The sequence below is a fragment of the Enterobacter sp. Bisph1 genome, from assembly GCF_000814905.1.
Taxonomy (GTDB): Bacteria; Pseudomonadota; Gammaproteobacteria; order Enterobacterales; family Enterobacteriaceae; genus Kosakonia.
Map to the genome: position 1 here is coordinate 92,767 of NZ_JXAG01000029.1, position 18,780 is coordinate 111,546.

Sequence of the window (18,780 nt, forward strand, 5' to 3'; positions counted from 1 at the left end):
TTAATGCGTTTTGAGTAAATAATTAATTTTCTTATGCACCTGTGCCGCCTGCTTCACCACCCGCGGCGCGACCCAGACGATACTGCTTCCCGCCACCACGCCGAGGATCTCCGGTAACTGGTGATAATCGAGAATTCGCGCCACGGCGCGGCCATATCCCGCTACGGTGTGGATAAGGATAAATTCGCTATTATGCTCGACGCAGACCACCATTTCACAAACCGAGCGGGCGGCGTCCGGCACCGGACGTAACTGCGGATCGAGCGAATAAATTTTTTGTCCTTTGGCGTTGCGGATTTTAATTACGCCGAGCAGCTTCAGCAGACGGGAAACGGTGGACTGGCTGATACTCTCGAAGCCGTGATGCTGCAAATCGCGGCGGATCTCCTCCTGTGAAAGATAACTTTTTTCGCTAATCAGACGCTGGCAGACCGCCAGCTGTAGCTGCTCTTTCGGTGAATAATCTCCGTGTTCCATCCTCTTTTTCCCGTTCTGGTTGCCAAAAAACGCCCGGCAGCGCTTCGCTTACCGGGCCGAGATGCGGGTAAGCAAAGCGCCACCCGGCGCGCTAGATCAGGGCGCCAAGACTCAGTGCGGCCATGATCACCACGGTCAAGATTGCCAACAAGGGAGCCACCCACTTCAGGTAGCGCATATAGGGAACACGGGCGATAGCCAGCCCGCCCATCACCACCGCCGAGGTGGGGGTCACCAGGTTGACGATGCCGGAAGCGGACTGGTAGGCGGTCACCACCAGGTCACGGTTAACGTTCGCGAAATCGGCCAGCGGCGCCATAATCGGCATCGTCAGCACCGCAAGACCAGAAGAAGAGGGGACGAGGAACGACAGCACCACTTCCAGCCAGTACATCACGTTGATAAACGCAACGCTGGATAACCCGCTGACCAGTCCTTCGGCACTGTGTAAAATCGTATGGGTAATCATACCCTTATCCATGATCACTACGATACCGCGGGCAATGCCGATAATCAGCGCAACGCCTAACAAATCTCGCGCGCCGTTAATAAATGTTGAGGTGAGTTCCTCTTCACTCATGCGGGCAATTAAACCGACGATAATGGCGCTCGCCAGAAACACCGCCGAGATCTCCGCCATCCACCAGCCGAGTACCGCCACGCCATAAATCATCACGGCGAAAGCCAGCGCAAAGATAAGTAGAATCACTTTGCGCACCGGGGTGAATTCGAGCGCCTCCTCGGACTTATTACCGAGGAAAAAGGCGTGGTTCTCGTCGTGTTTATCGGCCACTATCGATAACGCCGGGTTGGCGCGCACTTTGCGGGCGTAGTGCATAACCCAACCGACGCAGATAATCCAGCCGACAACCAGCAGCATTAAACGCAGGCCGATGCCCTGGGTAAAGGGGATACCGGCGGCGTTGGCGGCGATCACCGTGGCGAAGGGGTTGATGGTCGAGCCGAGAGTGCCGATACCGGCACCGAGCAGCACCGTTGAGGCGGCGACCACCGGATCAAAGCGCGCCGCCAGCATCACCGGCACCAGCAAGGTATAAAACGGTAGCGACTCTTCCGCCATGCCGTAGATAGTGCCGCCTGCGGCAAACAGCGCCATCAGGATCGGGATCATCCACTCTTCGCGACCACGCAGGCGGGTGGTGACACGCTCGATTCCGGCATCAATCGCGCCGGTTTTGGTAACGATGCCAAGAAAGCCGCCGATGATAAGAATAAACAGCGCCACGTCGATAGCGCCTGCCTTGCCGGTTTCGGGATCGTAGAGGCCGCTAATGGGTGCCATTAGCACCGCCACTATTCCCTGCGGCTGTGCGGCAACGTGAGCATAGGTTCCGGCGATCGGCACCTCTTTGCCAAGAGCCGGGTTCATTGCCATCTGATACTGCCCGGCAGGGATAATCCAGCTCAGCGCCGCGACGACGGCAATAAGAAAAAAAAGAATGGTGTAAGCAGAAGGGAATTTAAACTTGCCCATAATGTGTTCCTTAAATCCCGGCGCACCGTCCGGCGCGCCGGGACAGTAGTTAGTCGCCGAGCGTCGCCACCATTACCGCTTTAATGGTGTGCATGCGGTTTTCTGCTTCGTCAAAGACGATGGAGTTGGGCGATTCGAAAACCTCTTCCGTCACTTCCAGCCCTTTCAGGCCGTAAGCCATTTCGATCTCGCTGCCCACGGTGGTGTGTTCGTTATGAAACGCCGGCAGGCAGTGCATAAATTTCACCTGCGGGTTGCCGGTGGCTTTCACCACTGCGCTGTTGACCTGGTAGGGCGTCATCAGGCTGACGCGCTCGGACCAGGCCTCTTTCGGCTCGCCCATCGATACCCACACGTCGGTATAGAGGAAATCAACGCCCTGCACGCCTTCTTCCACCTCCTCCGTCAGCATGATGCGTGCGCCGGTCTGCTGGGCGATGGCGCGGCACTGTTCAACCAGCGCCGCCTCCGGCCAGAAGGATTTCGGTGCTACCAGGCGGATATCCATGCCCATTTTTGCCGCGCCGACCATCAATGAGTTGCCCATGTTGTTGCGCGCGTCGCCAAGATAAGCAAAGCTCAGCTCGGCAAGGGTTTTACCCGGCGCATGTTCCAGCATGGTCATCAAGTCCGCGAGGATCTGCGTCGGGTGAAACTCGTTAGTCAGGCCGTTCCACACCGGCACGCCTGCATATTCGCCCAGTTCTTCAACAATCTGCTGCCCGTAGCCGCGATATTCGATGCCGTCATACATGCGTCCCAGCACGCGGGCGGTATCCTTCATCGACTCTTTGTGGCCGATCTGCGAGCCGCTTGGGCCGATATAGGTGACCTGCGCGCCCTGATCGAACGCGCCCACTTCAAAGGCGCAGCGGGTGCGGGTGGAGCTTTTTTCAAAGATCAGCGCGATATTTTTGCCGACCAGCGTTTTCTTTTCGCGTCCCGCTTTTTTGTCCGCTTTGAGAGTGATAGCCAGATCGATCAGGTGCTGGATCTCTGCCGGGGTATAATCGAGCAGTTTAAGAAAGTTGCGGTTTTTCAGGTTGATAGTCATATATTTTCCTTTTTATAAGCTGTGACGAATTAAGGTGCCTTTATCCCCGGCGAGGATTGCCGGACCGTCCGCCAGCGCGCCGATGCCCGCAATGCCGCGACAGGTCTCAACAAACTGGCAGCAGGCGGCGACTTTCGGCCCCATCGAACCGGCGTCGAATTCCATGCCTTGCAGCATTTGCGGGGTCACCTGCGCCAGCGGGCGCTGTGTCGGTTTGCCCCAGTCGAGATACACCCCATCGGCATCCGTCAGGATCAGCAGCGCGTCCGCTTCGATTTGCCGCGCCAGCAGCGCCGCCGAGAGATCCTTGTCGATCACCGCTTCAATACCGCGATAGCCATTGGCGTTTTCCACCACCGGCACGCCGCCGCCGCCGTTGCAGATAACCAGGTGATCGCGGGCGATCAGCGCGCTAATGGCGTCGCTCTCAACAATGCGTTTCGGTTGTGGGGAGGGGACAACGCGGCGAAACCAGCTGCCGTCGGCTTTAAATTCCCAGCCTTTTTCCTCGCGCAAAGCGTGTGCCTGCGCCTCGTTGTAGACCGGGCCGATGTATTTACTCGGATGGCTGAAGGCCGGATCGGCGGCGTCCACCTCGACCTGAGTGAGCAGGACGCTGACTTCGCGCTGGGGCAGGATGTTTTTCAGCGACTGCTGCAGCATGTAGCCGATCATTCCCTGCGTTTCGGCACCGAGAATATCGAGGGGATAGGGCGTCACTTTGTCGTAAGCGCTGTTTTGCAGCGCCAGTAGCCCAACCTGCGGTCCATTACCGTGTACCAGCACCACCCGCCACTGGGCGGTGAGGCTGGCGATGGTGCGCGCGGCAATATCAATGTTCTGCCGCTGAATATGCGCTTCCAGCGGTTCGCCGCGTTTCAGCAGCGCATTGCCGCCCAACGCGACAACCAGTGTCGGTTTTCTCTCCATGATGGCTCCTTAAATGCCGTCGCGTTGCAGGGGGCAGCTCATACAGCGTGCGCCGCCGCGCCCGCGTCCCAGTTCATCGCCGGGGATCGGCAGCACGGTGATCCCGGCTTTGTCATATTTCTCGTTGGTCCAGATATTTCGCTCGTAGCCCACCACCACGCCGGGGCGCAGCGTGAGGACGTTGTTGGCGTCATTCCACTGTTCGCGTTCAGCTTCAAACGCGTCGCCACCGGTGGTAATCAGTCGCACCTGATCGATGCCGAGGGCTTTTTCTATGGCGTGTAGCAGATCGCTCTCCTGGGTGCGATGTAGCCCGCCGCGCCCGTTCGGCGTCAGCGTCCAGCACTGGATATCCTTGCGAACCACTTCGGGGTAGACGGAAAAGGTGTCGATATCGATGTGGGTCATCACCGTGTCGAGATGCATACAGGAGCGGTGTTTCGGCAGTTCAACGGCGATAACGCGTTCGGCCTGGCGATGTTTAAACAGGCTGGTGGCGAGAAACTCTACGCCCTGCGGCGTGGTGCGTTCAGAGAGGCCAATTAATACTGCGCCGCGGCCCAGCACTAATACGTCGCCGCCTTCTAACGTGGCTTTGTCATAATTAATAATCTCGTCGCCAAAATATTTAATAAATTCCCCATCGGCGAATTCAGGATGCCAGCGATAAATGGCGCGTAGATTATTGGTTTCGCGCTGTCGGGCAGGTTTGGCCATCGGGTTAATAGAGACACCGTTATAAATCCAGCATGATGTATCGCGGGTAAATAAATGGTTCGGCAGCGGCTTCATAATAAAATCATTCGCCGTATGGATATCCACCACCATATTTTTAATAAATGCCGGGATCTCACCAAAGGTTAAACCGCCGCTGAGCCGCCGGGCCAATTCACGATGTGGCATATCCGCCAGCCAGCCGCGCACGTCGGTGGCGAAAGCCGGACCAAGGCGATAATCGGAAAGCTGCATCTCCAGCAACCAGGCTTTGGCTTCAGGAATATCAATGGTTTGTGTAAGAAGATCGGTTAACAGCAGCACTTCGACACCCTGTTCACGCAGGGTATTGGCAAAGGCGTCATGTTCTGCCCCGGCGCGCTCGACGGATAACACATCATCAAACAGCAGCTCCTGGCAATTCGATGGCGTTAACCGTTTCAGGCTTAAATTGGGTCGATGTAGCATTACGCTACGCAATTGACCTATTTCAGAACCGACATAATGCTTTTCCATAATTATTCCTTTAACGTTTTTCAGAATAAAAAAGGGACGGGCAATGAACATGGATTAATTTCATTGCGCGTCAATAGCGATTAATTTCACGGCTTATAGTAGAAGCCACATAATTTAATGATGTGATTGTGGTCACGTCGAATTGCATATTAACGCGCCGTCGTTCAATTGCATGATTCGCATCAGAGAACAGCGAATTAGCGAAATTTGCCGAATGAATGACTACGCATTAATTGCCGCTATTATTTAAGCTTGTTATTATTTTGTTGTGTCGGATAAAATTATTAGCATATATAACCCGCTGATAAATAGCGATTTTATGCATGATTGGGAATAACTATGCATATAAATGCATAAACTTGTGTGCCTCCCACAGAAAAAGAGAAATAACCAGTGAATATGTGGGCAAATAAACGGAGCGCTAAAGTGTGAACACGGGATGTTTATTTTAATAAAAGCTTATCTTTCAGTCGGTCAGCGGTGCCGCAACGCTTTACACTGCTTAGAATATGCAGAGTTGCTGCATAAAAACCCAGCACGGTTTAACAGACATATAACATATTTTCCCATAAACATGCATCGACACACTTCGGCCATAAAAAGTGGTGGTATGGCAGGGTGAATTCTCGTATAACAGCTAAAAATGAAACAATGTTTTAGTTGAGGGTTAAATCATGATCGTTGGCAACATTCATCACTTACAGCCGTGGCTGCCGGAAGAGCTGCGCCAGGCTATCGAACACGTTAAACAGCACGTTACTGATGCCACACCCACCGGCAAACATGATATCGATGGCAACCGACTGTTCTTTTTAGTCTCGGAAGATATGACCCAGCCGTTTGCGGAGCGACGCGCCGAGTATCATGCGCGTTACCTGGATATCCAGATTGTGCTGAAAGGCGAAGAAGGCATGACCTTTAGTACGCTGCCTGCCGGCGCGCCGGATACCGACTGGCTGGCGGATAAAGATATCGCTTTCTTGCCGCAGGGCGAGCAGGAAAAAACCGTGGTGTTAAGCGAAGGGGATTTCGTGGTCTTTTGGCCGGGCGAAGTTCACAAACCGCTGTGTGCGGTCAACGCGCCGGCGCAGGTGCGTAAAGTGGTGGTTAAACTGCTGGTAGCATAAGCGCGTAGCCCGGTCTGCGTGTGCAACCGGGCTGCTTTCGTTACTGGCTGAGGGTGGCGACCATCACCGCTTTAATGGTGTGCATGCGGTTTTCCGCCTGATCGAAGACGATGCTCGCCGACGATTCAAACACCTCATCCGTTACTTCCATACCCTCTTTAAGATCAAATTCCTGCGCCATTTGCTGGCCGAGGGTGGTTTTTTCATCGTGAAAGGCGGGCAGACAGTGCAGGAATTTAACCTGCGGGTTGCCGGTCAGCGAGAGCATCTTGCTGTTCACCTGATAAGGCCGCAGCAGCGCAATCCGCTCCGCCCACTTCTCTTTCGCTTCGCCCATCGAAACCCACACATCCGTATAGATGAAGTCGGCATCCTTCACGCCGTTAGCGATATCTTCTGTCAGCAGGATATTGCCGCCGTTTTTCACCGCCAGCGCCTGGCATTCTGCCACCAGGCTCGCATCCGGCCAGCAGGCTTTCGGCGCAACCAGCCTTAAATCCAGCCCCATCAGCGCGGCGGCTTCCAGCATCGAATTACCCATGTTGTTACGCGCGTCCCCGGCATACACCAGTTTCATCTGATTAAAGGCTTTGCCCGGCAGGTGCTCGCGCATGGTCAGCAGGTCCGCCAGCAATTGCGTCGGGTGAAACTCATTGGTTAAGCCATTCCACACCGGTACGCCCGCGTGCTGCGCCAGGGTTTCGACAATCTGCTGGCCGTAGCCGCGATACTGAATGCCGTCATAAAGACGTCCCAGCACGCGCGCGGTATCTTTTATTGATTCTTTATGCCCGATTTGACTGCCGCTTGGGCCAATCCACGTGACGCGGGCGCCCTGATCGTAAGCGGCAACTTCGAAAGAGCATCGGGTGCGGGTTGAGTCTTTTTCGAAGATGAGCGCGATGTTTTTGCCGGTAAGCTTCTGGACTTCCTGGCCTTTTTTCTTGTCCGCTTTTAGCTGGGCGGCGAGTTGCAGCAGGGCGTTAATCTCAGCGGGGGTAAAATCGAGCAGTTTTAAAAAATGTTTTTGGTAAAGCGCAGACATGTTTTCCTCACATGGCTTAGGCCAATTATTGAATTAAAATTCAATTTATATGTATGAATATTCATTTGCAACCCCGACGGATAAATCTTTTCGGCGGGGAGTGGAGGCAATGCCGGTGGTGTGTGACAATAAGTGTAACTGCCACATTGAAGAGGAACGAGCCATGGCGAACCCGGAACACCTGGAAGAACAGCGTGAAGAGACACGTTTGATTATTGAAGAGCTGCTGGAAGATGGTAGCGATCCTGATGCGCTGTACACCATTGAGCATCACCTGTCGGCAGATGATATCGAAACGCTGGAAAAAGCCGCCGTTGAGGCCTTCAAGCTGGGCTATGAAGTAACGGATCCTGAAGAGCTGGAGCTGGAAGACGGCGAAGTGGTTATCTGCTGCGACGTGCTGAGCGAAAGCGCGCTGAACGCCGATCTGATTGACGCGCAGGTAGAACAGCTGCTCAACCTCGCAGAGAAGTTCGAAGTTGAATATGACGGCTGGGGAACCTACTACGAAGATCCGAACGCCGAAGAGGGCGACGACGAAGATGACGAGGATTACGTTGACGAAGAAGACAACGGCGTGCGTCACTGAGTGAATATTGCGGCAGCCCTTGCTGCCGCAATGCAAGGAACGGCTATGGATTACCCGCAAATACTCTCCCCGGTTTTACACTTTCTGCACTGCCCCACACCGCAAGCCTGGCTCGATAAAGCCCGGAGTCCCGCGATGCTGCCTCTGCTGTTAACGGATCATATGGTCTGCGAACTGAAAGCGGCGCAAACCGCCATGCTGCTGGTGCGTCGCTATGTGGCGGATAAAAGCGGCTCCGAGGCGCTGCTGGCGTGGCTAAAACCCTATGAAGAATTTACCTTCCGCGAAGGGCCGGAGCCGGATTTCGTCGCCCTGCATAAGCAGATCGGCAAAAGCGTGATGCCGCAGACCGACGATGCGTGGGGACAGGCGTTAATCGACAGTATGGTGCTGCTGATTAAAGAGGAGCTGCACCACTTCTGGCAGGTTCGCGAGGCGATGCAGGCGCGTAATATTCCCTACGTCAAAATCACCGCCAGCCGCTACGCGAAAGGGATGCTAAAAGAGGTGCGCACTCATGAACCGCTGACGTTAGTGGATAAGCTGATTTGCGGGGCCTATATCGAAGCGCGCTCCTGCGAGCGTTTCGCCGCGCTGGCACCGTGGCTGGAGGGGGATTTGCAGAAATTCTACCTGTCGCTGCTGCGCTCGGAAGCGCGCCACTATCAGGATTACCTGGCGCTGGCACAGCAGATTTCCACCACCGATATCAGCTCGCGCGTGCGTTTTTTCGGTGAGGTGGAAGCGGCGCTGATCTCAACGCCAGATACGGAGTTTCGCTTTCACAGCGGCGTGCCGGTCTAACGCCACGCCGGATTGTGTAATTACAGGGTTTTCAGCATCCGCACTTCGCAGTCCACGTGGCCAGTGCAGCCGAGGGGCCCGTCGATATGCTCAAAGCCGAGGTGCTCATACAGACCAATGGCGTCGGTGAGAAAGGCGGTGGTTTCCAGATAACAGCGCTTAAAGCCCTCGGCGCGGGCGTGTTCCATCGCTAACAGCGCCAGTTTTTTCGCCAGCCCTTGCCCGCGGGCGCGGGAGAGAAAATACATCTTTTGCAGTTCGCAGATATCCGGCTCGCTACATTTCAGCGGCGCAACCCCGCCGCCGCCGACGATTTCGCCGTTTTGCTCAACCACCCAATAGGCGCAACCCGGACGGCTATAGAGTTGATAAAGCTCGTCCAGTTCGGGGTCGGCAACGGTGTAGCCTTTATCGGCGGTCAGACCATATTCTGCCGAAACCTGGCGGATCACCGAGGCGATGGCGGCATTGTCGGCGATAGCAATCCGGCGCATTTTTACCTCTACCGGTGCGGTAATATTCATCTCTGCACTCTGTTTTGCGGTGATAAGGAGATCCTGCTTAATACCACTCTGAGGCCTTTCTGGCAAGACCAGGAATATTGGGCGCTATTTTTTTGCCCGGCCGCCATTTAGACTTAATAGTGGAGATAACCATTTCGCAATATTGTGGTGGTTAACTGCACCTGTGCTGGTTTTTTTACAATAAGGATTGTTATGACTTCCGAAACGTCTGGTTCTGTGGCCACGCCCGTGCGCCATTTTTCCTTTTATGGCAGTGGGAAAGGTTATTTTGTCATTTGGTTAGTTAATATTTTACTGACCCTGGTAACGCTGGGGTTATATTTGCCGTGGGCGATGGTGCGTGCGCGTCGTTATTTTTATGAAAATACCGATCTTGACGGGGCGCGTTTTTCTTATCACGCCACCGGTCGCTCTATCTTCGTCGGCTGGCTGTGCCTGTTCGTGCTGTATGCGGTTTTCATTATCAATGCCGCCTATGACAATGTGTTTTTACTGGTCTGTATGGTTGGTCTGTTCCTGATCTTCTTCCCGTGGTTGATAACGCAAGGGCTGCGTTATCAAATGCTGATGACGGAAATTAACGGCGTACGCTTTAATTTTTACGCCAGCCCGTTGCGCGCCTGGTGGGTGATGATGGGCTGCCCGCTGCTGATTATTATTGCCTCGGTGGTGGTGTTCTCGCTGTTTACCACCACGGCTTTAAGCAGCGGCTCGTACGGCGCTATTATCACCATGATGGTGATCGGTACGCTGGTATTACTGCTCGGCGTGGCGATTATGCAGGGTGTATTTGCCGCCCAATGGTTTGGTATGCTGGTGAATAATTTGCATTACGGCACGCTGAAATTCTCCGCCGATATTTCCATGAAAAAATGCATCACTATTGTGCTATTAGCGATGCTGCTCTTTGTGCCGTTTATTGTGGTATCGGCGCTTATCTTTGCTCCGACGTTAATAAGCTTGTCGGGATATATGTACGAGGCAAGCGGCGATCCGCAGCAAATGGCGCTGATGATGAGTTCCCTTTATGGCACATTCGTCCTGAGCTACCTGATCTATATTGCCGGGGCGATTATCTGTTTCCTGTTCGCCTTTGTGAAACTGCGTGCCTATGTTTACGGGCAGATGGTGCTGGAAGGGGATATTCGTTTCTCATCGACGGTGAAGATGGGGCGGATGTTCTGGATTGCCGTGACTAACCTGCTGGTGTGCTGCGTAACGCTGTTTCTGGCCTGGCCGTGGGCGAAGGTGCGTATGACCCGCTACCTGCTGGAAAACAGCCATGTGCATGGCGATCTGCAAACGCTGCCCCTGGAAAACCATGGCATTCAGCCAGCGAAAGATCCGGCCAACCTGCTGGCGCGCGGTCTGTCGTTCTATCCGGCGGCGTTTTAATTTCTGCAGTCATAAAAAAAAGCCGGATCGCAATAAACTGCGGCCCGGCTTTTTTATTGCCTGTTGATTACAGGGCGGCGATAACCGCCTGCTGCTCAATCAGTTTCGCTTTCGCTTCGGCGTAGCCATCGAGTTTTTCACGCTCTTTAGCAATGACCGCTTCCGGCGCGCGGGCGACAAAGCCTTCGTTACCCAGCTTGCTTTCAATGCGGCCAATTTCCTGTTCCACTTTCGCCACTTCTTTCGCCAGACGCGCCAGCTCCGCCTCTTTGTCGATAAGACCGAGCATCGGGATCAGCAGCTCTGCGCCGTCCACGATTTTGGTCACCGATACCGGGCCTTTATCGTCGGCAGGCAGAATGGTGATGCTCTCCAGACGCGCCAGCGATTGCAGGAAGCTCAGGTTGTCGTTAACGCGACGCTGTGCATCGATGCTTGCGCTACGCAGCAGCAGCTCCAGCGGTTTACCCGGTGCGATGTTCATTTCGGCACGGATATTACGCACTGCTGTGATGGCCTGCTTCAGCCACTCGGTATCGGCCAGCGCTTTCTCATCCACCTGCGCCACATCGTACTGCGGGAACGGCTGCAGCATGATGGTATCGGCGGTAATGCCTTTCAGCACTTTCACGCGCTGCCAGATGGTTTCGGTGATAAACGGAATGATCGGGTGCGCCAGGCGCAGCAGACCTTCCAGCACCGTCACCAGCGTGTTACGCGTACCGCGCAGCTCCGCTTCGGAACCGCCGGTCATTACCGGTTTGGTCAGCTCCAGATACCAGTCGCAGAACTGGTTCCAGGTGAACTCATACAGAATGCCCGCGGCAATATCGAAGCGGTAGCTATCCAGCGCATCGCGATAGGCTTTGATGGTCTGGTTGAACTCCGCAAGGATCCAGCGATCCGCCAGCGACAGCTGCATTTCGCCGCCGTTGAAACCGCAATCCTGATCTTCGGTATTCATCAGCACAAAGCGGCTGGCGTTCCACAGCTTGTTACAGAAGTTACGGTAACCTTCCAGACGCTTCATATCCCAGTTGATATCGCGACCGGTCGAGGCCAGTGCCGCCAGGGTGAAGCGCAGGGCGTCGGTGCCGTGCGGCTCAATGCCGTTCGGGAACTGTTTCTCGGTGCGCTTGCGGATTTTCTCCGCCAGCTGCGGCTGCATCATGTTACCGGTGCGTTTTTCCAGCAGATCCGGCAGGGAAATACCGTCGACCATATCTAGCGGGTCAATAACGTTGCCCTTGGATTTAGACATCTTCTGGCCTTCGTCGTCGCGGATAAGACCGGTCATATAGACGGTTTTAAACGGCACCTGCGGCTTGCCATTTTCATCTTTGATAAAGTGCATGGTCATCATGATCATGCGCGCAATCCAGAAGAAGATAATGTCGAAGCCGGAGACCATTACGCTGGTCGGGTGGAACTGACGCAGCGCGTCGGTGTTTTCCGGCCAGCCGAGGGTCGAGAAGGTCCACAGCGCGGAGGAGAACCAGGTATCCAGCACGTCTTCGTCCTGGCGCAGAGCGACATCGGCGGCCAGGTTGTTCTCCTGACGCACCTCTTCTTCGTTGCGGCCCACGTAAACGTTGCCTTCGCTGTCATACCACGCCGGAATACGGTGGCCCCACCACAGCTGGCGGGAGATACACCAGTCCTGAATATCGCGCATCCAGGAGAAGTACATATTCTCGTACTGCTTCGGCACAAACTGGATATCACCGTTTTCTACGGCTTCCACCGCCGGTTTCGCCAGTACATCGGCACGAACGTACCACTGGTCCGTCAGCATCGGCTCAATCACCACGCCGCCGCGATCGCCGTACGGTACGGTCAGATCGTGGGGTTTAACATCTTCCAGCAGGCCAAGGGCGTCAACGGCGGCAACCACCGCTTTACGTGCGGCAAAGCGCTCCAGTTTCTGGAACTCTGCCGGGATATCCGCCGGATAGACGTCGGATTCGTTACCGTTGGTGTCATATACCTGCGCGCTTTCACGGATATCGCCGTCGAAGGTCAGGATGTTGATCATCGGCAGTTTATGACGACGGCCAACTTCATAGTCGTTAAAGTCGTGGGCCGGGGTAATTTTCACGCAGCCGGTGCCTTTCTCCATGTCGGCGTGTTCATCGCCAACAACAGGAATACGGCGGTTGACCAGCGGCAGCACCACGAATTTGCCAATCAGATCTTTGTAGCGCGGATCTTCCGGGTTGACCGCCACGCCGGTATCGCCGAGCAGGGTTTCCGGACGTGTCGTTGCCACCACCAGATAATCTTTACCGTCGGCGGTTTTCGCGCCATCGGCCAGCGGGTAGCGGATATGCCACATCGAGCCTTTCGACTCGCGGTTTTCCACTTCCAGATCGGAAATCGCCGTGCGCAGTTTCGGATCCCAGTTCACCAGGCGCTTGCCACGGTAAATCAGATCTTCTTGATACAGGCGGACAAACACCTCTTTCACGGCGTTGGAGAGGCCTTCGTCCATGGTGAAGCGTTCGCGATCCCAGTCTACGGAGTTACCGAGACGGCGCATCTGACGGGTAATGGTGCCGCCGGATTCTGCTTTCCACTGCCAGATTTTTTCGATAAAGGCATCGCGACCGTAATCGTGGCGGGTTTTTCCCTCTTCGGCGGCAATTTTACGCTCCACCACCATCTGCGTGGCGATCCCCGCGTGGTCGGTACCCGCCTGCCACAGGGTGTTTTTACCCTGCATGCGCTGGTAGCGGATCATGGTGTCCATGATGGTTTGCTGGAAGGCGTGGCCCATATGCAAACTGCCGGTGACGTTCGGCGGCGGGATCATGATGCAGAAGCTTTCCTGGCTTTCATCACCGTTCGGTTTGAAATAGCCCTGCTTTTCCCACTGCTCGTACAGCGGCTGTTCGATATCTTTGGGGTTATATGTCTTTTCCATTATTTCCAGGTTGCCGTGTTCAGGTTGAAACCAGCTAAGCGGTACGCTTTATAGCGTTCGCGCGCCAGTTGTTTCAAAGAATCTTCATGAGGAACGAAGTCTATCACTTCTGTGAAAGCGGTGGCAAAATCTGCAAATTCCGCGCGCAGGCTAATCAAAATATCGCGCGGGCTGCTGTTGCGCTTCTGCGGCCAGGCAATCTCTACCGGCGCGCCGCCGCGCGGCCCTTCGCCCGCCAGATTGTGCGGCACAAAACTCTCCGCCGGGCGCGCCCACAGCGCTTCATCCAGACGAATCGCCTGTTGTTCATCGACACAGGCAATCAGCACGCGTTTACCGTTACGCCAACGTTCTGCGGCAACGTCGCACACCAGCTGCTCGACGGCGCTTAAGCCATCAATCTTGGTATCGTTGTCCAGCAGGTAAAATGTTGCGTTTTTCATCTCTCTACCCGTTGTCTTACAGGTTGCCCGCGCATTCATCCGGCTCGCCCGAAAAGCGGCCGCTGCGGGCAGCGTGAAAATCTGTTTCGCCAGATTCGCATGCACACCGGCCACAGTAAACTGTGGCCGGCGATTGGCTTCGTTGTCACCGCACGCAATGCGAAATCTCAGGGGAGAGAAGTCTTATTGCCCGGCCAGAAACTTACTCTTCGCCGTTAAACCCGGCGCGGTTCAGCAGGAACTGCGACAGCATCGCGACCGGACGACCGGTGGCGCCTTTGGCTTTACCGGAGCGCCAGGCGGTCCCGGCAATATCCAGGTGCGCCCAGTTGTACTTGCGGGCAAAGCGCGACAGGAAGCAGCCAGCGGTAATTGCACCGCCAGGACGGCCGCCAATATTCGCCATATCCGCAAAGTTGGACTCCAGCTGCTCCTGGTACTCATCGCCCAGCGGCAAACGCCATGCGCGATCGCCTGCCTGCTCGGAAGCGCCAATCAGCTCATGGGCCAGCGGGTTGTGGTTCGACAGCAGACCGGTGATGTGATGGCCCAGAGCAATCACGCAGGCACCCGTCAGCGTGGCGACGTCAATCACCGCTTCCGGCTCGAAACGCTCAACGTAGGTCAGCACGTCGCACAGCACCAGACGGCCTTCCGCATCGGTGTTCAGCACCTCAACGGTTTGACCGGACATGGTGGTCAGCACGTCGCCCGGACGATAAGCGCGCCCGCCCGGCATGTTTTCACAGCCCGCCAGCACGCCAATCACGTTGATCGGCAATTGCAGTTCAGCCACCATGCGCATCACGCCGTACACCGCCGCCGCGCCGCACATATCGTACTTCATCTCATCCATGCCTTCGGCAGGCTTGATGGAGATACCGCCGGAATCGAAGGTCAGCCCTTTACCCACCAGCACGATTGGACGCGCCTCTTCTGCCGGGTTGCCTTTATATTCAATCACCGACATCAGGGATTCGTTTTGTGAACCCTGGCCGACGGCGAGATAAGAATGCATGCCCAGCTCGCGCATCTGCTGCTCGCCAATCACGCGGGTGACCACGTTTTTACTGTAGGTATCCGCCAGCTGGCGCGCCTGCGAGGCCAGGTAGCCTGCGTTACAGATGTTCGGCGGCATATTGCCGAGATCTTTCGCCGCTTTAATGCCTGCGGCAATCGCCAGACCGTGCTGAATCGCGCGTTCGCCGCTAGTAAGCTCACGGCGCGTCGGCACGTTAAACACCATTTTACGCAGCGGGCGGCGCGGCTCGCTTTTGTTGGTTTTCAACTGGTCGAAGCTGTAGAGGCTCTCTTTGGCGGTCTCGACGGCCTGACGCACCTTCCAGTAAGTGTTACGCCCTTTAACATGCAGCTCGGTCAGAAAGCACACCGCTTCCATGGAGCCGGTATCATTCAGCGTATTTATGGTTTTCTGGATCACCTGCTTGTACTGGCGCTCATCGAGTTCGCGCTCTTTGCCGCAGCCAATCAGCAAAATACGTTCGGAGAGGACGTTCGGTACGTGGTGCAGCAGCAGGGTTTGTCCCGGCTTGCCTTCCAGTTCCCCGCGACGCAGCAGCGCACTGATATAGCCGTCGCTAATTTTATCGAGTTGCTCGGCGATGGGAGAGAGACGGCGCGGTTCAAAGACGCCGACGACAATGCAGGCACTCCGCTGTTTCTCCGGGCTACCGCTTTTTACACTGAACTCCATGCACTACGCTCCTGAATCTTAAAGACAACGGCGGCGGCTACGGATAGAATTGCAAGCTTTCGTAACGCGTGTCCGCTGTTGCGGTGACTTCGTGTTAATCTTAATGTTGCTTCGCTTTTGGCACGTCAGAATCGGGCCTTACGCACGTGTCCGCTGAGCATATTAATCTTAGCGATGATTTCGACGACTCAAGAGCATAAATGACGTTTAAGCCATGAAACAAGCTAAATTCCTGCGAAACACTGCTTTTTACGGGCGTATTTAAAGTGATAATCATAAGATATCTGGTTCGGGAAACCCTAAAAAGCCAGCTTGCGATCCTATTCATCCTGCTTCTGATTTTCTTTTGTCAGAAACTGGTCAGGATTCTGGGCGCGGCCGCCGAAGGCGAAATTCCGACGAACCTCGTGCTCTCGCTGCTGGGGCTGGGCGTGCCGGAAATGGCGCAGCTTATCCTGCCGTTGAGTCTGTTCCTCGGCCTGTTGATGACGCTGGGCAAACTCTATACCGAGAGCGAAATTACCGTGATGCACGCCTGCGGCCTGAGCCGTGGCGTGCTGGTCAAAGCGGCGCTTATTCTGGCAATGTTTACCGGTGCGCTCGCGTCGGCTAACGTGATGTGGGCAGGCCCGTGGTCTTCCCGCCACCAGGATCAGGTGCTGGCGGATGCTAAAGCCAACCCCGGTATGGCGGCGCTGGCGCAGGGACAGTTCCAGCAGGCGAGCGACGGCAACTCGGTGCTGTTTATTGAAGGCGTCGAAGGCAAAAACTTCACCAAGGTGTTCCTCGCCCAGCTACGCCCGAAAGGCTCAGCCCGCCCATCGGTGGTGCTGGCGGACTCCGGTCACCTGTCGCAGCAAAAAGATGGTTCTCAGGTGGTCACGCTGAATAGCGGTACCCGTTTTGAGGGCACCGCGATGCTGCGCGATTTCCGCATTACGGATTTCCAGAACTATCAGGCGATAGTCGGCCATCAGGCGGTAGCCCTCGATCCTTCCGATACCGAGCAGATGGATATGCGCACGCTGTATAAAACCGATACGCCGCACGCGCGCGCCGAGCTGAGCTGGCGCTTAACGCTTATCTTTACGGTGTTTATGATGGCGCTGATGGTAGTCCCGCTGAGCGTGGTTAACCCGCGTCAGGGCCGCGTACTCTCCATGCTGCCAGCGATGCTGCTCTATCTGGTGTTCTTCCTGTTGCAAACCACGCTGCGGTCGAACGGCGCAAAAGGCAAACTGGATCCGATGGTCTGGATGTCGCTGGTTAACCTGGCGTATTTAGCGCTGGCGGTGTTGCTGAACCTGTGGGATACGGTGCCGATGCGCCGGATTCGCGCCCGTTTTACCCGTAGAGGAGCGGTATAATGCAGGCTTTTGGCGTTCTTGACCGCTATATCGGTAAAACAATCTTTACCACCATCATGATGACGCTGTTCATGCTGGTGTCCCTCTCCGGCATTATTAAGTTTGTCGATCAGCTGAAAAAAGCCGGGCAGGGGAGCTATGACGCGCTGGGCGCGGGGATGTACACCCTGCTCAGCGTGCCGAAAGATATCCAGATCTTCTTCCCGATGGCGGCGCTTCTTGGCGCGCTGTTAGGGCTGGGAATGCTGGCACAGCGCAGCGAACTGGTGGTGATGCAGGCTTCCGGCTTCACCCGTATGCAGGTGGCGCTGGCGGTGATGAAAACCGCGATTCCGCTGGTGCTGCTGACCATGGCGATTGGCGAGTGGGTTGCGCCGCAGGGCGAGCAAATGGCGCGTAACCAGCGTGCTCAATCCATGTACGGCGGTTCGCTGCTCTCCACCCAGGCGGGCCTGTGGGCAAAAGACGGCAATAACTTTATCTACATCGAGCGGGTTAAAAACAACGATGAGCTGGCGGGCGTCAGCATTTACTCTTTCAATAAAGAGCGTCGTTTGCAGTCGGTACGCTATGCCGCGTCGGCGAAGTTCGATCCGAACGAGAAAAACTGGCATCTATCGCAGGTAGATGAGTCTAATCTGACGGATCCAAAACAGGTGACCGGTGCGCAGACCGTGAGCGGCATCTGGGAGACCAGGCTGACGCCGGACAAACTCGGCGTGGTAGCGCTGGACCCGGACGCGCTGTCGATCAGCGGCTTGCACAACTATGTGAAATACCTGAAGTCGAGCGGCCAGGATTCCGGGCGTTACCAGCTTAATATGTGGAGCAAAATCTTCCAGCCGCTGTCGGTGGCGGTGATGATGCTGATGGCGCTGTCGTTTATCTTTGGCCCGCTGCGTAGCGTGCCGATGGGCGTGCGCGTGGTCACCGGTATCAGCTTCGGCTTTGTCTTCTACGTGCTGGATCAGATCTTCGGCCCGCTAACGCTGGTCTACGGCATTCCGCCGGTGCTCGGCGCGCTGCTGCCCAGCGCCAGCTTCTTCCTCCTCAGCCTGTGGCTGATGATGCGAAAAAGTTAAACAAGACGAGAGGCTACGGCCTCTCTTCTTTTTTCTATGCGTGTCGGCAAGGAGCTGCCCATGTTGTCACGGCTGATATCAACATTGACCCTCTTTCTCTCCAGCATCTTGAGCGTGTTTTTTACTGCGGCGGTGCTGGGGGCTCAGTGGCGGCTTTCTGCTCTTGGCGACAGCGTGCTGCTGGTATTTGAACTGCTGTTAACCGTTATCACGCTGGGGCTTGCGACATGGCTGATTCAGCGTGCGGATACGCTGGCGCAGCAGGTAGGTACCGTGCGGCGCGGTTCAGCGCAGGAGGCGCAGGCCGACCGGGTGCTGGCGCGTTTTGCCGCAGCGCAAAAGCTGCTTGAACAGCTGGGGTTACTCTTTCTTCTTCCGGCGCTGGCCGGGTTTATCCTGCTCGATTCCTACCTTGCGATGCTGCTGCACGGCGCGCTGCTGGCGCTGGGGATAAGCGTCGCCATCATGCTGAGCCATTATCTTGATAAACAGCGCACCGCGCGCGGCTACACGCTGGATTTTGGCCGTCGGGTGCCCTAGAGCGCTCAGTAAAATCTGTTCTTTGCGCCGTCCCGCATCCT

Annotated in this window: 19 protein-coding genes; 8 read left to right on the forward strand and 11 right to left on the reverse strand. The window is 55.6% G+C overall.

The window, feature by feature from the left end; translation table 11 throughout:
- From RW65_RS05095 to arcA, 5 genes are all read right to left on the reverse strand, one after another.
- Nucleotides 1–477 (reverse strand): arginine repressor, encoded by a 477-nt coding sequence (locus RW65_RS05095; protein ID WP_039055594.1) that lies wholly within the window; start codon nt 475–477, stop codon nt 1–3.
- Nucleotides 478–568: 91 nt separating this feature from the next.
- A complete protein-coding gene (locus RW65_RS05100; RefSeq protein ID WP_039055595.1) occupies nt 569–1,972 on the reverse strand; it encodes a YfcC family protein in 1,404 nt (467 codons plus the stop codon).
- 49 nt (nt 1,973–2,021) lie between these two features.
- The gene (gene argF, locus RW65_RS05105; RefSeq protein WP_039055596.1) at nt 2,022–3,026 is read right to left on the reverse strand and encodes an ornithine carbamoyltransferase; all 1,005 of its coding nucleotides are present in this window, start codon (nt 3,024–3,026) and stop codon (nt 2,022–2,024) included.
- 12 nt (nt 3,027–3,038) lie between these two features.
- Nucleotides 3,039–3,956, reverse strand: coding sequence for a carbamate kinase (gene arcC / locus RW65_RS05110; protein ID WP_039055597.1), 918 nt, complete (start codon nt 3,954–3,956; stop codon nt 3,039–3,041).
- Between the two features lie 9 nt (nt 3,957–3,965).
- On the reverse strand, nt 3,966–5,186 hold the full coding sequence (gene arcA, locus RW65_RS05115) for an arginine deiminase (protein ID WP_039055633.1): 1,221 nt from the start codon (nt 5,184–5,186) through the stop codon (nt 3,966–3,968).
- Nucleotides 5,187–5,860: 674 nt separating this feature from the next.
- Between arcA and RW65_RS05120 the strand changes: the two genes are divergently transcribed.
- Nucleotides 5,861–6,313, forward strand: coding sequence for a YhcH/YjgK/YiaL family protein (locus tag RW65_RS05120; protein WP_039055598.1), 453 nt, complete (start codon nt 5,861–5,863; stop codon nt 6,311–6,313).
- Between the two features lie 40 nt (nt 6,314–6,353).
- Here RW65_RS05120 and argF (RW65_RS05125) read toward each other — a convergent pair whose 3' ends face one another.
- Both argF (RW65_RS05125) and argL read right to left on the reverse strand, forming a co-directional pair.
- Nucleotides 6,354–7,358, reverse strand: coding sequence for an ornithine carbamoyltransferase (argF, locus tag RW65_RS05125; RefSeq protein WP_039055600.1), 1,005 nt, complete (start codon nt 7,356–7,358; stop codon nt 6,354–6,356).
- Nucleotides 7,328–7,423: a putative translational regulatory protein ArgL gene (argL, locus tag RW65_RS23340; protein WP_231564358.1), complete on the reverse strand. Its 96-nt coding sequence runs from the start codon at nt 7,421–7,423 to the stop codon at nt 7,328–7,330. Before argL ends, argF (RW65_RS05125) begins: the two co-directional genes overlap by 31 nt.
- 98 nt (nt 7,424–7,521) lie before the next feature.
- On the opposite strand from argL, the gene rraB reads away from it, so the two are divergent.
- The gene (gene rraB / locus RW65_RS05130) at nt 7,522–7,947 is read left to right on the forward strand and encodes a ribonuclease E inhibitor RraB (protein ID WP_039055601.1); all 426 of its coding nucleotides are present in this window, start codon (nt 7,522–7,524) and stop codon (nt 7,945–7,947) included.
- Between the two features lie 45 nt (nt 7,948–7,992).
- A complete protein-coding gene (gene miaE, locus RW65_RS05135; protein WP_039055602.1) occupies nt 7,993–8,751 on the forward strand; it encodes a tRNA isopentenyl-2-thiomethyl-A-37 hydroxylase MiaE in 759 nt (252 codons plus the stop codon).
- A gap of 20 nt (nt 8,752–8,771) precedes the next feature.
- On the opposite strand, the gene RW65_RS05140 is transcribed toward miaE, so the two are convergent.
- Nucleotides 8,772–9,275 (reverse strand): GNAT family N-acetyltransferase, encoded by a 504-nt coding sequence (locus RW65_RS05140; RefSeq protein ID WP_039055603.1) that lies wholly within the window; start codon nt 9,273–9,275, stop codon nt 8,772–8,774.
- A gap of 192 nt (nt 9,276–9,467) precedes the next feature.
- On the opposite strand from RW65_RS05140, the gene RW65_RS05145 reads away from it, so the two are divergent.
- Nucleotides 9,468–10,670, forward strand: coding sequence for a YjgN family protein (locus RW65_RS05145; RefSeq protein WP_052250276.1), 1,203 nt, complete (start codon nt 9,468–9,470; stop codon nt 10,668–10,670).
- A gap of 67 nt (nt 10,671–10,737) precedes the next feature.
- Here RW65_RS05145 and RW65_RS05150 read toward each other — a convergent pair whose 3' ends face one another.
- The 3 genes from RW65_RS05150 to pepA form a co-directional block, all read right to left on the reverse strand.
- Nucleotides 10,738–13,593: a valine--tRNA ligase gene (locus RW65_RS05150; RefSeq protein WP_039055604.1), complete on the reverse strand. Its 2,856-nt coding sequence runs from the start codon at nt 13,591–13,593 to the stop codon at nt 10,738–10,740.
- Nucleotides 13,593–14,036, reverse strand: coding sequence for a DNA polymerase III subunit chi (gene holC / locus RW65_RS05155; protein ID WP_039055605.1), 444 nt, complete (start codon nt 14,034–14,036; stop codon nt 13,593–13,595). The genes RW65_RS05150 and holC overlap by 1 nt, the downstream gene beginning before the upstream one ends.
- A 202-nt stretch (nt 14,037–14,238) precedes the next feature.
- Nucleotides 14,239–15,750, reverse strand: coding sequence for a leucyl aminopeptidase (gene pepA / locus RW65_RS05160; RefSeq protein ID WP_039055606.1), 1,512 nt, complete (start codon nt 15,748–15,750; stop codon nt 14,239–14,241).
- A 153-nt stretch (nt 15,751–15,903) separates the two neighbouring features.
- On the opposite strand from pepA, the gene RW65_RS22975 reads away from it, so the two are divergent.
- The 4 genes from RW65_RS22975 to RW65_RS05175 all read left to right on the forward strand — a co-directional run bounded on the left by RW65_RS22975 (nt 15,904) and on the right by RW65_RS05175 (nt 18,739).
- Nucleotides 15,904–15,954, forward strand: coding sequence for a hypothetical protein (locus RW65_RS22975; protein ID WP_231564360.1), 51 nt, complete (start codon nt 15,904–15,906; stop codon nt 15,952–15,954).
- A 62-nt stretch (nt 15,955–16,016) separates the two neighbouring features.
- Entirely contained in the window at nt 16,017–17,117 is a 1,101-nt protein-coding gene (gene lptF / locus RW65_RS05165) for an LPS export ABC transporter permease LptF (protein WP_039055607.1), read from the forward strand.
- Nucleotides 17,117–18,199: an LPS export ABC transporter permease LptG gene (lptG, locus tag RW65_RS05170; RefSeq protein ID WP_039055608.1), complete on the forward strand. Its 1,083-nt coding sequence runs from the start codon at nt 17,117–17,119 to the stop codon at nt 18,197–18,199. The genes lptF and lptG overlap by 1 nt, the downstream gene beginning before the upstream one ends.
- A gap of 60 nt (nt 18,200–18,259) precedes the next feature.
- Nucleotides 18,260–18,739 carry a hypothetical protein gene (locus RW65_RS05175; RefSeq protein ID WP_039055609.1) on the forward strand — a complete coding sequence of 160 codons (480 nt, stop codon included), beginning with the start codon at nt 18,260–18,262 and terminating at the stop codon, nt 18,737–18,739.
- Nucleotides 18,740–18,780 lie beyond the last annotated feature (41 nt).

Coding starts and splice junctions, on each gene's coding strand:
- RW65_RS05095 (WP_039055594.1), bottom strand. CDS start 477: ATGGAACACGGAGATTATTCACCGAAAGAGCAGCTACAGCTGGCGGTC.
- RW65_RS05100 (WP_039055595.1), bottom strand. CDS start 1,972: ATGGGCAAGTTTAAATTCCCTTCTGCTTACACCATTCTTTTTTTTCTT.
- argF (WP_039055596.1), bottom strand. CDS start 3,026: ATGACTATCAACCTGAAAAACCGCAACTTTCTTAAACTGCTCGATTAT.
- arcC (WP_039055597.1), bottom strand. CDS start 3,956: ATGGAGAGAAAACCGACACTGGTTGTCGCGTTGGGCGGCAATGCGCTG.
- arcA (WP_039055633.1), bottom strand. CDS start 5,186: ATGGAAAAGCATTATGTCGGTTCTGAAATAGGTCAATTGCGTAGCGTA.
- RW65_RS05120 (WP_039055598.1), top strand. CDS start 5,861: ATGATCGTTGGCAACATTCATCACTTACAGCCGTGGCTGCCGGAAGAG.
- argF (WP_039055600.1), bottom strand. CDS start 7,358: ATGTCTGCGCTTTACCAAAAACATTTTTTAAAACTGCTCGATTTTACC.
- argL (WP_231564358.1), bottom strand. CDS start 7,423: ATGAATATTCATACATATAAATTGAATTTTAATTCAATAATTGGCCTA.
- rraB (WP_039055601.1), top strand. CDS start 7,522: ATGGCGAACCCGGAACACCTGGAAGAACAGCGTGAAGAGACACGTTTG.
- miaE (WP_039055602.1), top strand. CDS start 7,993: ATGGATTACCCGCAAATACTCTCCCCGGTTTTACACTTTCTGCACTGC.
- RW65_RS05140 (WP_039055603.1), bottom strand. CDS start 9,275: ATGAATATTACCGCACCGGTAGAGGTAAAAATGCGCCGGATTGCTATC.
- RW65_RS05145 (WP_052250276.1), top strand. CDS start 9,468: ATGACTTCCGAAACGTCTGGTTCTGTGGCCACGCCCGTGCGCCATTTT.
- RW65_RS05150 (WP_039055604.1), bottom strand. CDS start 13,593: ATGGAAAAGACATATAACCCCAAAGATATCGAACAGCCGCTGTACGAG.
- holC (WP_039055605.1), bottom strand. CDS start 14,036: ATGAAAAACGCAACATTTTACCTGCTGGACAACGATACCAAGATTGAT.
- pepA (WP_039055606.1), bottom strand. CDS start 15,750: ATGGAGTTCAGTGTAAAAAGCGGTAGCCCGGAGAAACAGCGGAGTGCC.
- lptG (WP_039055608.1), top strand. CDS start 17,117: ATGCAGGCTTTTGGCGTTCTTGACCGCTATATCGGTAAAACAATCTTT.
- RW65_RS05175 (WP_039055609.1), top strand. CDS start 18,260: ATGTTGTCACGGCTGATATCAACATTGACCCTCTTTCTCTCCAGCATC.